We start from the raw sequence: 12117 nt of genomic DNA on the forward strand, positions 1-12117 counted from the left end.
TCGACCACCAGCTTCTTCCCAAATCTATCCGACCGGCCGATCGCACCTCCGGCTCCGATGGCCGAGCCGAGGCTCCGATCGGGGATGGAATCGGCGAGGAGACCCCGGCGGCGGTCCTGTCGGCCCAAGACCGACGCGATGCGGATCGCCGCCGACCGACGGCGGCTACCGCGAACCCGAGTCATCGGCACGATCGCGTGTCCGTACGGCCGGATACGCTGGGCGCGTGCCCATCTCGTTCGACACCGCGAATCTGGAGCAGGTCGACACCGCGACCTGGCGCAATCCCCATACCGGCGACATGGTGAACGTGTCGTACTTCGACCTCGTCCCCGATCTGCCCGCGCCCTTGGCGGATCTGCCGACCCTGCGCCGTCGCCTGGCCGAGCGGAGCGCCGAGAACGGCTGTCTGATCGAGGCATTCGTGGTGTGGCTCGACGCGCAGCCCGCGCTGTTGCGGATGGAGAAACTGCCCCTGCCCAACCAGCCCCGAGGCTTGGTGTTCGCCGCGTCCGTCATCGTTCCGAAGGCCCGCAGCAGCGCTGCTCTCCAGATCCTGTGTCCCGAAGCCGGGACCACGGGACTACGCGAGGCTTTGCTGGCCACCAAGATCGGCTTCGACGGCATGTACCCGCCGCATCCCTACGCTCCCGAGGTGCGGGGGCGGCTACCGTACAACGCCGCCGACGACATGCGCTGGGACGCGGAATTCCCCGATCATCCGCTCAGCCGTGCCCGTCGCTGGATCGCGCACACCGTCCCCACCGCCCGGCTGGCCCCGGATTTCGCGGCATTGCCCCCGTTTGCGGCCTGATGGGGCAGTCTGCACGTTCTGACCCGGCCGGATCGGGACGTGCGCAACTCGGCAGCGAAGAGATCGCGCACGCGCCGCCATGGGTGGCGACTCGTCCGGTTGCGGAGCGGTCGCTGCTGTGCCTCTAATGAGCCCGAGCACCCGCCCAGGCGGGACGAGACCCAGGCGGACGGCGTAGCGGTCCGCCGACCGCTAGGAGTTCACGATGACAACTGGATACGTATGGAACACCCTCTACGGGTGGGCCGACACCGGCAGCGGAAGTCTGTTCCCGTCCGACGTGACGGTCGGTCTCCAGCCGATCGGCCACCACCTCGCGCATCCCGATACCAAACGGCGTTTCCACGAATTGGTCTCGGTGTCCGGACTGCTGGACAAGGTGCACTCGATCAAGGCCGAACCCGCCGAAGAGGCCGACATCCTGCGGGTGCACACCGCGCAGCATCTGGAGCGGATCAAGGCGGAGAATCTGCAGCCCAAGGGCGGTGACGCCGGCGACGGCGTCTCATCGTTCGGCAAGGGCGGATACCAGATCGCCGCGCTGTCGGCGGGCGGTGCGATCGCACTCGTGAAACAGGTGCTGGCGGGGACGGTCGACAACGGTTACGCACTGGTCAATCCGCCGGGCCACCACGCGACCCGCGCCACCGGCATGGGCTTCTGCATCTTCAACAACGTCTCCATCGCCGCCGCCTACGCCAAAGAGGTCCTCGGCGTGCGGCGCATCGCCGTCGTCGACTGGGATGTCCACCACGGCAACGGCACCCAGGACATCTGGTACGAGGACCCGTCGGTGCTGACCCTCTCGATCCACCAGCATCTGTGCTTCCCGCCGAACTCCGGCTACCGGGAGGAGCGCGGCGCCGGCGACGGACACGGGTACGCGATCAACGTGCCGCTCCCGCCGGGCAGCGGAGACGCCGCGTACCTGTATGCGATCGACCGAGTGGTCGAACCGGCGCTGCACGCCTTCGCGCCCGAGTTGATCATCGTCGCCTCCGGCTTCGACGCGAGCATCCTCGATCCGCTGGCTCGGCAAATGGTCACCAGCGGCGGCTTCCGGCACCTGACCCGCCGGATGCTGGACATCGCCGCCGCCACCTGCGCGGGCCGGATCGCCTTCGTACAAGAAGGCGGCTACAGCCCGCACTATGTTCCGTTCTGCGGGCTGGCCGTGCTGCGCGAGCTACTGGGCGAGGAGTACGTGGAAGACCCGTACACCCCGATCGTCACGACCCAAGGCGGAGACGTCCTCCTCGACCACGAGGCCGCCGCGATCGAAGCGGCCGCGGCCTTGGTCGCCGACCTCTGACTCCGATCGGTCGACCGCCGTGGTGGTGACCGAACGGGCGCATCGGGATTCGACGGGCCAGCGGTCATCAGGCCGCCGAGGTGGGCTCACGCCGTGCTGGCGTGGACGAGGTGCGGCACCGAGTCGACAGGCTGAGCGGTGGTTTCGACGCCATAGCCGCCGAGCAACTCTGTCGCGGTGTGGTCTTCGACGCGGGTGAAGCCGAAGGACAGCAACGCACTGCGGATCTCCTCCGCCGTGAAGAAACTGAGCCACGGTTCGCCCACCGCGGCGACTCGATCCGCGCGTGCCCGCCTGCCGTCGGCCGCGGCGTCGGACAGCGGGTAGACGTAGTCGAAGACCACTTCCGCGGCCGCACCGTGACCGGCGATGTAGCGCAGCGTGTCATCGACCGACGTCCTGGTCAGATACACGGCGACGCCCAGCCAGACGAACACCGCGTCGCCGGTGCGGTCCAGTCCCGCCGCCGCCAACCCGGCGGCGAGTGTCGACTGTTCGAAGTCGACGGGGGCGAAGGTCAGCGAAGGCGGGATGGCGATTCCGGTCTCGGCCAGCCTGCGCCGCTTCCATTCCTGGGTGTCGGGGTGATCGACTTCGAAGAATCGCACGTTCTCGTGGGGATTGCGGTAAGCGCTGGTGTCCAGCCCCGCACCGAGCACGACCACCTGGCGCGCACCCCTGGCGACGGCGGCCGCCACGACGTCATCGGCGAAGCGGCTGCGCGCCGCGATGAACAGGCGCCGCCGACGAGCCAGATCTTCGTCGACGCCTCGGTCGAATTCAGTTGCCCCGAAGGCGCTTTTACCGGCGATGCGCGACGCCAGCGGATCGCTGAACACCCGCGGCTCATCGACGACCTGATGCTGAGCCCGCGCTCGCGCCACGGCCATGGCGGTACTACTCGGTTCACCGACCCGCATGCCGCCACCCTACCGACCGCTGCGAGACATTCTGATAGCACCGGCGTTGACAACCGAGCGCCGCCGCCATACGTTTCCTCGCACCGATGCGGAAACTTCGGCGATACGGCCGCTCCGCTGTCGTGACGAGAGGTCGTCGATGTCGACGCAATTGTTGGTGAGCCACGGTAGATTCGTGCGCCATCGGGACGAAATTCTGCGATTCCTGAGATCCGGCATATCGGCCGCCGCACTGATCGTCGCGGTCGCGACACCCGCCGTCACGGCGCGGGCCGAGGGTACGGAACGTATCGAGACCACGGTGGTCTCCTCCTCACCGATCACGTCCGTGGCGGAGTCCGTTGTCAGCCTTCGCCTTCCGTTGCCCGATTCGGTCGGGCCGCATCCCGCCGCCTGTGACCGGCTGTCGTACCTGCGCTACCGAGATGTCGCGGGCCCGGTGCGCTCGGCCGACGCCGACGCCGTGCTGGTGGCGCAGCCGGGAATCTTCGAGGGCGCGGGCGCGTTCGACAGTCTCGCGCGCAATACCGTTGCCGCAGCGGCGGAACAGGGTCGGCACCTGGAGTTCTGGGCGCTGGACCGGCGTTCCAACTGTCTGGAGGACCACCTCGGAAGGCAGGCCGGTCTGGCGGCCCGCGACGTGCATCTCGCCGTCGACTACTACTATCGCGGCGCCGAGATCGACGGCCGCCGATTCGGCGGCGTGGTGCCGGACGATCAGCTCGGGTGGCTCGGTCACGTCGGTGTCGCACAGACCGTTCAGGACCAATACGATCTGCTCACCACGGAACTGCCCGATCCGGTGTCGCGGAAGCGGAAGACGTTGTGCGGTGGGCATTCGCTGGGCGGGGTCCTCACCGCGTTCTTCGCCGAATGGGATTTCGGCGGGGTCGCGGGCGCCGACCAGTGTGCGGGCTATTTCGCCCTGGACTCCGCGATCGACACCTCGCTGTCGGCGCTCAACGGCATCCCGGACTTCCTCGACCTCTCCGTCGGCGGCATCGGCTCCACCGCGATCGAGGCAGCGCTGGACCGAGGCGTGCTGCCCCGAGTGCTGGCTCTGCCCGCGGTCATCAACCCCGAGACGATGAACCTGCTCGGCATCGCGGGGCTGGCGGCTCATCTCGCGCCGGAAGCCGAATCCGACCTCGCGCGTTACGTTCCGGGCAATGTCAACCAGGAGGCCACCTACCGCCTGCTGCTGTCGCGGGACGCGGCGGCGGCCGCGTCCGGTTCCCCGTCGGTCCGTGATTTCCGGATCACGAACGCCGCCGCGCTCGGCGCGTTCCTCGACGCCAACTCCCAGCCGCTCGCCCTGCTGCAAGCGGGATTCGGCTTCTTCGACGGCGGCCCCGTCGCGGACAAGGACTTCCCGCTTCCCGGCGACGTCGCCGCGTTCCCGGCGCTGCGCGGCCTCACCGGCATGCTGTTCGGTCCGGATCGCAAAGCTATTCCCGATCAGCCCGGCGGCCCGCTCTACACCTGGCTCGACTACGACGCGCCGGCCGTGACCGCGGGCGTGCCCGACCGCGACGGCGCACCGTTCACCGATGCCACCCATGAGGTCACCGATATCGCGGACCTCTCGCGCAGCCTCGCCGCGCAACCGCTTGATTTCATCGAGGGATACTTCCCGATGCGACTGGCGTTCGACGTCTTCCAAGCGCAGGCCCCCGAGATCACCCGGCACCGCACCCATCCCGGCGGTGTCCTCGCCGATCGGACCCTCAACCTGATCGGCGGCGCCGGAATCGTCGTCGCGGCAGGGGCGCGTAGTCACGGCGAGACGGTGATCGCCCCCGGCTACCACCACCTCGACGTGCTCACCGCCGCGGCGAAACAATCGGGCGGGCGACCGGAGATCATCTCCACCGATCTGGCCCGCTTCGCTCTCGACCGCGTCGACCGGCCTTGACCGGACACTCCGGTACGGGGAGGTGCGGTCAGCCTGGGCGAGTGGGAGCGACCGGGCTCGAACGGGGCCATGACACCGGATGGGTTTTCCGCCGTCCGGCCGTGAGCGGCGCGGCGATGATCGGGTATCGCGCTCGCGGCGCGGGCGGATTGGACCTGCGGGTCACCGCGCTGCCCGCGGTCACGGTGCTGATCGAGTTCGGGGGAAACGAACTCGTCGTCGACAGCACGGCGGGGCGGCAGGCGTTCAGCGGCTTCGTCTCCGGATTCCCACACGGAACCATGCGTGTGCGTACCGAGCGGGCCGAATGCGTCGAGGTGCGCTTGTCGCCCCTGCAGGCCTATTCGTTGTCGAGTATCGACCCGGCCGCTCTGGGCAGCACGGTCGTCGGCTTGGAGGATCTCTGGGGCCGCCGGGCGCTGTCGCTGCGTGAGCGGCTCGCGGATGCCGCGACGTGGCAAGAACGGTTCGCGCTGACGAACTCGTTCCTGCGGCGGTGTGCCGAGCCGACCCGGACGCCGGACCCCGAAGTCACCGCGAGCTGGCAACGCATCGTCGCAGGCCGAGGACAGGTGCGCATCGATGCGCTGGCCCGATCCTGCGGGTGGAGCCGCAAACGGCTGTGGGCCAGATTCGAAGCCCAGATCGGACTCACCCCGAAACGCGCCGCGATGCTGGTGCGGTTCCGGCATGCGGTCGAAGGCCTGCTCGCGGGCATTCCCGCCGCCGATGTAGCGGTGACCTGCGGCTATACCGACCAGTCCCACCTGTGCCGGGACGTGTCGAGTTTCGCCGAGACCACGCCGGGATCGCTCACGGCGCAACCGCTCAGCCCCGTCTCGCGGCATCGCTACCGGGCCTGGGGAACGTTCTTTCCGGCCGAGCGGGACTGGTCGGTCGGCGGTGCCTGCTCACCGGGTTCGCGGCCGCTGCGCCGGTCCGTGGCGGGCTCGCCGACCAGCCGGTGAGCGATCCGCGGCGCGCGGCGCCCCGCCGCCCGGGAGCGCTCCCGTCGGCGCACTCCCGGGTGGGAAACTTCGAGACCGAGGCATATCTTCACCCGGCCAGCGTGTCGCTCGACACCTGCCACAGCCGTGCGGCGGCGTCGGGGTCGAGCGCGTACTCGGCGACTCCGTTGCGGGCGCTGAGAACACCGACCACGGCCTCGTTGCAGTCCTCGAAGTAGCGTCCCCCGACACCGTCGAGCAAGGGCGACGCCGCGACGAGAACGGAGGTGGCCGCACCCTGCTGCGGCGTCTTCCACACGCTCGCCCCGCCCGCGGCCGCGCGGAGCCGCTCGAGTTCCTCCTCCGACACGTGCCGTTGCAGGTTGGTGCGGATACCACCGGGCATCAGCGCGTTGACCGTGATGCCGTCCTCGGCCCACCGCCGAGTGGCTTCCACGGCGAACAGCACGTTGGCCGTCTTCGACTGCCCGTAAGCCGACCACGGGTCGTAGGGCCTGCGTTCGAAGTGGATGTCGTCGAACACGACCGGCGAACGATGATGCGCGCTGGAGCTCACGGACACGACCCGCGCCGTCCCCGCCGCGGCCAGCGCCCGATGCAGTCCGGTGGCCAGCGCGAAGTGGCCGAGGTGGTTGGTGGCGAACTGCATCTCCCACCCTTGCGGCGTGCGCAACAGCGGCGAGGCCATCACGCCCGCGTTGTTGATCAGCATGTGCAGCGGACCCGCCCAAGCGGCCACGAACGCCGCGACGGACGCTCGATCGGCGAGATCGAGTGGAGCGACACGCACCGTGTCGTTGCCGGTGGTGCCTGCGATATCGGCCGCGGTGCGTTCCCCCGCCGCGAGGTCGCGGACGGCGAGAGTCACCTCGGCCCCGGCGCAGGCCAGCGCGCGGGCGGTCTCCACGCCGATCCCCGAGGCGCCGCCGGTGACGACGGCGCGCCGCCCGGTGAGATCGACGCCGGCGAGCACCTCCGCCGCGGTGGACTCGGCTGTGAACGGGGTGGTGATGCGATCGGTCATGACGTGTCCCATCTCGGTAGACTCGAACCGGAGGATGCTCCGGTACTACCCATAACCGGAGATGCCTCCGCTTTGTTCCCCGGGAGGACTTGATGGCGACCGAACGCCCGCTGCGCGCCGACGCACGACGCAACCGAGACCGGCTGCTCGAGGTCGCCGTGCGCGCGTTCTCCCACGACGGACCGGACGTCACGCTGGAAGCCGTCGCCAAGGAAGCGGGCGTGGGCATCGGCACGCTCTACCGCCACTTCCCCACCCGCGAGGCACTCGTCGACGCCGCCTACCGCAACGAGCTCGCCCGGCTGTGCGACTCGGTCGCCGACCTGCTGGCAGGCCTCCCGCCGGACCGGGCGCTGCGCACCTGGATGGACCGCTTCGTCGACTACACCACCACCAAGCGCGGGATGGGCGAGGCCCTGCGCGCCGTCATCGCCTCCGGCGGCGATCCGTTCTCCGAAAGCCGCGACCGCCTGACCACCGCGGTCACCACGCTGCTGAGGGCGGGACAGGCGGCCGGAACCCTTCGAGCGGACGTCGCGGCCGAGGATCTACTCGTCGGCCTCAGCGGCATATCGCTCGCCACCGAGAGCCAGGAACGCAGGGAACAGGCCGGGCGGCTGCTCGACCTGCTCGTCGACGGCTTGCGACCGCGGATCGCGCACCCGTCGTCGTGAATGCGCACCCTGCCGTGCGGTCCCATCGACTGCGCGGTTCTCGGTCGGGAGGATCGTCGTGCACGGGGACGCGCCCGCACCAGCAAGGGCACTCAACCGGCGGTCGGGCCTGTCCAGAGCCGCGACGACGCCCGCGCGGTGCCACGGTGGCGATATCGCGTCGGCCCGGCCGGCGGAAGGTCCGGTCCGCCCATTTCGATCCGGCTGACCGTAATGCTGGCCGGACCCGAGTTGGCGTGGTTTCCTCGGACTCGGTCGTCCGATTCGAGCGAAAGGCCGTGGCATGTCCGCCGAGCACCGCGAGCTCATCCGCCGCACGCCGAGCAGAGCCATTCCCGTCGGCGGCGCGCCGAGCAGCATGAGCGTGTGCGACGCCGAGTGCTACTCGACGGCCGCACCCGTCACACGGGCCGCATAGCCCTCCTGCCGACGGGACGACTCGTGCCCGCCGAACTCCTGTGTCGCAGCGCATCGGTTACGGTCGGAAAGGAGCGCGAATTCGGCGGCGCGGCGATTCGCTTTCCGCACGCCGCCGGAAATCGATCCCGCGAAACCGACTGCTTTTCGACGGTCCGGGTGGCTGTCCGTGAACAACTCCCGACCGGTCTTCGCCTGACGATGGGAATCCCGTGAATTTATGGAGCTATATCCGGGGGCGGGGCGAAGTGCTGGCATTCCTCACCTATCAGCACGCCTCGCTCGCGTTCCAGACGGTTCTGGTCGGCACCGTCGTCGCCGTCCTCGTGGCGGTGGCGGTTTATCGGTTCCCACTGCTGTCCGCGCTTTCGCTGACCTCGAGTCGAGTCGCGCTGACCATTCCTTCGCTGGCGCTGCTGGCGATCCTGCTGGTTCCGTTCGGGCTGGGCGTGGTGCCGTCGTTCGTGATGCTGGCATTCTTCGCGGCTTTGCCGGTGGTCGGCAACGCGATCGTGGGATTGCGGTCGGTGCCCGCCTCGGTCGTCGAATCCGCCCGCGGAATCGGCCTTTCACGCCGGCGCATTCTGCTGACCGTCGAACTGCCGATCGCCTGGCCGGTGATCCTCACCGGCATCAGAGTGTCCACCCAGATGATCGTCGGCGTCGCCGCGATCGTCGCCTACGTCCTCGGGCCCGGCCTCGGATCGCTCATCTTCAACGGCCTCTCCCGTCTCGGCGGTGCGAACTCCCTGGAGATGGCGCTCACCGGAACCATCCTCATCGTCATCATCGCGCTGGTGTTCGACGCACTCCTCGTCCTGCTCGGACGCCTCACGATCGCGAAGGGACTGTCATGACCGACGTGACCGACGGGCCCGCTCCCGCGACGCCGCAACGGCCGGTGACCGGCGCCTCCATCACACTGGACTCGGTCGTCAAGCGCTACAAAGGCCAGGACGACCCCGCGGTGCGGCGCCTCGACCTCGAGATCGATGCGGGCGACATCGTGGCGTTCGTCGGCCCGTCCGGGTGCGGCAAGACGACCACGCTGAAGATGATCAACCGCCTGATCGAGCCGACCGAGGGCCGCATCTTCATCGGCGGCCGCGACGTCACCCGAGAGGACCCCGACAAGCTCCGGCAGTCGATCGGGTACGTCATCCAGTCCGGCGGGCTGTTCCCCCACTGGACGGTCGCCAAGAACGTCGGCGCCATCCCCCGGGTGCTCGGCTGGGACAAGAAGCGGATCGCCGAGCGCACCGAGTACCTGCTGGATCTGGTCGGCCTCGACCCCGCCACCTTCGCCGACCGGCTGCCGAAGGACATGTCCGGCGGACAGCAGCAGCGCGTCGGCGTGGCGCGCGCACTCGCCGCCGACCCGCCGGTGCTGCTCATGGACGAGCCGTTCGGCGCGGTCGATCCGATCACCCGGGTGCGCCTGCAGGACAGCCTGATCGCCATCCAGCAGGAACTCGGCAAGACCATCGTGATCGTCACCCACGATTTCGAGGAGGCCACCAAGCTCGGTGACAAGGTGCTCATCCTGTCCGAGGGAGGACACGTCGAGCAGTACGCGAGTCCGGAGGAGATCCTCACCGATCCGGCCACGCCGTTCGTGGAGGAGTTCGTCGGGTCCGGCGCGAAGCTGGCGTATCTCACCGTGTCGCGGGTGCGCGACGTCGCCTATGACGACGTCGTCACCGCACGGATCGGCGAACCCGCCCGCGGCGTCATCGAACGGGCCGAGGCCGCGGGGCAGACCTGGGTCGTCGTGGTCGACGAGGCCGGGCGGCCGCGGTCGTGGCCTTCGCTCGCGGAAGTGGCGACCAAACCGGAGGTCTCCGACTACCTCGATCGGCGTTTGCCCGTCGTGGCGCGATCCTCGACGCTCAACGACGCGCTCGACGCCATGCTCGCCACCAGCCAAGGCGCCGCGCTCGTCACCGACGGCAGGGGCGCGGTGCTCGGCTCGCTGAGCATCGACACGGTCACCGAGGTGATCCGGACCAAGCTCGCCGAGGGGCGCACCGACGAGGCGGATCTGTCCTACACGACCTACGTCGACGGAACCGATCCGGCCCCGACGCCGGTGGTCGCCGCCGACGAGGAACTCGGATCGGACCAGCCGTCATGAGCCGCCTGCGCCGCGTGCCGATCGACGTGTGGTTCGAACCGCTGGTCATCCTCGTCATCGCCGCCGGATACATCCTGTGGTACCGGTCGACGAGCTTCACCGCGACGGAGCAGGCGTCCCTCGGCTGGGACAACCTGCAGACCACGATCGTGCAGCACATCAAGCTGACCGTGGTGGCCACGGTGATCGTGGTGGTCGTGGCGATTCCGCTCGGCGTCGCGCTGTCCCGCCCGGCACTGAAGCGGCTGGAGCCCGTCGCGGTGAATATCGCCAATATCGGACAGGCCGCACCTGCGGTCGGACTGCTCGTCCTGTTCACCTTCTGGCTGGGCACGGGATTCCGCACCGCGATCGTCGGCCTCGTCGTCTACGCGGTGCTGCCCATCCTGCAGAACACGATCGTGGGACTGCGGCAGGTCGATCAGCGCACCATCGAGGCGTCGCGCGGCATCGGCTATTCGGCCGCGCGCACGCTGCTGCAGGTCGAGCTGCCGCTGGCGGTGCCGGTGATCCTCAACGGGGTGCGCACGGCGCTGGTGATCCTGGTCGGCACCGCGACACTGAGCACGTTCATCGGCGCGACCAGCCTCGGCACGCTGATCACCACCGGGGTCACCCTCTTCCTGCCCAAACTGCTCGTCTCCGGCGCGATCCTGGTCGGACTCCTGGCGCTGATCATCGACTGGCTCGGCCGCCTCGTCGAACTGGCCGCGACCCCGCGAGGGATCTCATGAGATCGCCACGAGCCCGGGTGCTCGGCCTGCTGTGCGCACTCGTCGTGTCGGCCGCGGTCGCCGGGTGCGGTCTGGTGAGTTCGTCGGGAACCTTCCACGACGCGCGCCTGCCCGGCGGTGACCGGCCGCTGGATGGCGCCGAGCTGGTCGTGACGTCGAAGAGCTTCACCGAGGGCGTCCTGCTGGGCAAGATCACCGCGACCTACCTGGCCGCGGCGGGTGCGAAGGTCACCGACCTCACCGGTGCGCCGGGGTCGGCCTCGTCCCGGCAGGCTCAGCTGAACGGCGACGCCGATGTGCTCTGGGAGTACACCGGCACCGGCTGGGTCAATTACCACAATCAGACCGAGACGATCTCCGACCCCGCCGAACTCTGGCAGCGCGTGCACGACATCGAGAAGCGCGACCACGATCTGGAGTGGCTGCCGCCGGCCAACTTCAACGACACGTACGCGTTCGGCGCGTCGACGCCGACCGCAGAACGCCTGCGCGTCGAGTCGCTGTCCGATGTGGCGGCGCTCCCTGTGCCCGAGCGCACCTTCTGTGTCGACGACGAATTCTTCAGTCGCTCCGACGGTTTCATTCCGATGCTGCAGAAATACGGGATCCCCTACAACGATCCGAACGGCGTCCCGTCCGGGAATGTCACGCGGATGGACGCCGGTGTCGTCTACACGGCCACGGCCAAGAGCGCCCCGTGCAATTTCGGCATGATCTACACCACCGACGGGCGGGTCAAGAACCTGAATCTGGCGGTGCTCGACGACGACCGGAAGTTCTTCCTGCCCTACAGCGGCACGGCGGTCGTGCGCGGCGCGGTCATCGAGCGTCACCCGCAATTGCGCGCCCTGCTCGGCACCATCTCCGAACACCTCACCGACGAACTGATGCAGGACCTCAACGGCCGCGTCGACATCGATGGCGAGGACCCCGCCGATGTCGCCTACGACTGGCTGAAGAGCGAGAAGCTGGTGGAGTGACCATGACCGAGATCGACTACGACGGACTGGCTTCCGACACCGCCGCGCTGGACGGCCTCAACCGCGGCATGGTCGCGGAGTTCCGCGCCAACGGCGGCGAGGTCAGCGGCTTGCCGGGCGGCAGGCTTCTTTTGCCGCACACCACGGGCGCCAAGTCGGGTGAGCCCCGCCTGACCCCCTCCACCTCCAACCTATAGCGCACCCGGGGGCTTGCGGCAAGACCCG

The 12117-nt window shown here is 69.0% G+C and carries 11 protein-coding genes and 1 pseudogene; 10 read left to right on the forward strand and 2 right to left on the reverse strand.

The genetic code is table 11. The features are described 5' to 3' along the window. Nucleotides 1-226: 226 nt before the first annotated feature. Both ACH49X_RS32030 and ACH49X_RS32035 read left to right on the forward strand, forming a co-directional pair. The gene (locus tag ACH49X_RS32030) at nt 227-814 is read left to right on the forward strand and encodes a hypothetical protein (RefSeq protein WP_357208672.1); all 588 of its coding nucleotides are present in this window, start codon (nt 227-229) and stop codon (nt 812-814) included. Between the two features lie 205 nt (nt 815-1019). Continuing rightward, complete coding sequence (locus ACH49X_RS32035; protein WP_195083035.1) at nt 1020-2126, forward strand: class II histone deacetylase; 1107 nt, start codon at nt 1020-1022, stop codon at nt 2124-2126. Between the two features lie 86 nt (nt 2127-2212). Here ACH49X_RS32035 and ACH49X_RS32040 read toward each other — a convergent pair whose 3' ends face one another. Next, on the reverse strand, nt 2213-3046 hold the full coding sequence (locus tag ACH49X_RS32040) for a class I SAM-dependent methyltransferase (RefSeq protein WP_357208673.1): 834 nt from the start codon (nt 3044-3046) through the stop codon (nt 2213-2215). A gap of 175 nt (nt 3047-3221) precedes the next feature. On the opposite strand from ACH49X_RS32040, the gene ACH49X_RS32045 reads away from it, so the two are divergent. Together ACH49X_RS32045 and ACH49X_RS32050 are read left to right on the forward strand one after the other, a co-directional pair. After that, on the forward strand, nt 3222-4961 hold the full coding sequence (locus tag ACH49X_RS32045) for a hypothetical protein (protein WP_357208674.1): 1740 nt from the start codon (nt 3222-3224) through the stop codon (nt 4959-4961). A 41-nt stretch (nt 4962-5002) separates the two neighbouring features. Continuing rightward, nucleotides 5003-5929 (forward strand): helix-turn-helix domain-containing protein, encoded by a 927-nt coding sequence (locus ACH49X_RS32050; protein WP_357208675.1) that lies wholly within the window; start codon nt 5003-5005, stop codon nt 5927-5929. A gap of 88 nt (nt 5930-6017) precedes the next feature. On the opposite strand, the gene ACH49X_RS32055 is transcribed toward ACH49X_RS32050, so the two are convergent. Next, nucleotides 6018-6953, reverse strand: a complete 936-nt coding sequence (locus ACH49X_RS32055) for an SDR family NAD(P)-dependent oxidoreductase (protein WP_357208676.1) — start codon at nt 6951-6953, stop codon at nt 6018-6020. A gap of 92 nt (nt 6954-7045) precedes the next feature. Here ACH49X_RS32055 and ACH49X_RS32060 point away from each other — a divergent pair, with 92 nt between their 5' ends. The 6 genes and pseudogenes from ACH49X_RS32060 to ACH49X_RS32085 form a co-directional block, all read left to right on the forward strand. Beyond that, entirely contained in the window at nt 7046-7627 is a 582-nt protein-coding gene (locus ACH49X_RS32060; protein WP_357208677.1) for a helix-turn-helix domain-containing protein, read from the forward strand. A 629-nt stretch (nt 7628-8256) separates the two neighbouring features. Then, nucleotides 8257-8901: an ABC transporter permease gene (locus tag ACH49X_RS32065; RefSeq protein ID WP_195083031.1), complete on the forward strand. Its 645-nt coding sequence runs from the start codon at nt 8257-8259 to the stop codon at nt 8899-8901. Beyond that, a complete protein-coding gene (locus ACH49X_RS32070) occupies nt 8898-10178 on the forward strand; it encodes an ATP-binding cassette domain-containing protein (RefSeq protein WP_357208678.1) in 1281 nt (426 codons plus the stop codon). Before ACH49X_RS32065 ends, ACH49X_RS32070 begins: the two co-directional genes overlap by 4 nt. Continuing rightward, nucleotides 10175-10912: an ABC transporter permease gene (locus ACH49X_RS32075; RefSeq protein ID WP_195083029.1), complete on the forward strand. Its 738-nt coding sequence runs from the start codon at nt 10175-10177 to the stop codon at nt 10910-10912. Before ACH49X_RS32070 ends, ACH49X_RS32075 begins: the two co-directional genes overlap by 4 nt. Further along, on the forward strand, nt 10909-11892 hold the full coding sequence (locus ACH49X_RS32080) for a glycine betaine ABC transporter substrate-binding protein (RefSeq protein WP_357208680.1): 984 nt from the start codon (nt 10909-10911) through the stop codon (nt 11890-11892). The genes ACH49X_RS32075 and ACH49X_RS32080 overlap by 4 nt, the downstream gene beginning before the upstream one ends. 2 nt (nt 11893-11894) lie before the next feature. Then, a pseudogene (locus tag ACH49X_RS32085) lies at nt 11895-12071 on the forward strand (nitroreductase family deazaflavin-dependent oxidoreductase); the annotation flags it as partial. Nucleotides 12072-12117: the final 46 nt, after the last annotated feature.

Origin of the sequence: Nocardia sp. NPDC019323 (assembly GCF_044389845.1) — a bacterium.
GTDB lineage: Bacteria > Actinomycetota > Actinomycetes > Mycobacteriales > Mycobacteriaceae > Nocardia > Nocardia implantans.

Excerpts from the sequence above, each read along its gene's own strand:
- ACH49X_RS32060 (WP_357208677.1), top strand. The coding sequence starts at position 7,046 with ATGGCGACCGAACGCCCGCTGCGCGCCGACGCACGACGCAACCGAGAC.
- ACH49X_RS32080 (WP_357208680.1), top strand. The coding sequence starts at position 10,909 with ATGAGATCGCCACGAGCCCGGGTGCTCGGCCTGCTGTGCGCACTCGTC.
- ACH49X_RS32075 (WP_195083029.1), top strand. The coding sequence starts at position 10,175 with ATGAGCCGCCTGCGCCGCGTGCCGATCGACGTGTGGTTCGAACCGCTG.
- ACH49X_RS32055 (WP_357208676.1), bottom strand. The coding sequence starts at position 6,953 with ATGACCGATCGCATCACCACCCCGTTCACAGCCGAGTCCACCGCGGCG.
- ACH49X_RS32070 (WP_357208678.1), top strand. The coding sequence starts at position 8,898 with ATGACCGACGTGACCGACGGGCCCGCTCCCGCGACGCCGCAACGGCCG.
- ACH49X_RS32040 (WP_357208673.1), bottom strand. The coding sequence starts at position 3,046 with ATGCGGGTCGGTGAACCGAGTAGTACCGCCATGGCCGTGGCGCGAGCG.
- ACH49X_RS32035 (WP_195083035.1), top strand. The coding sequence starts at position 1,020 with ATGACAACTGGATACGTATGGAACACCCTCTACGGGTGGGCCGACACC.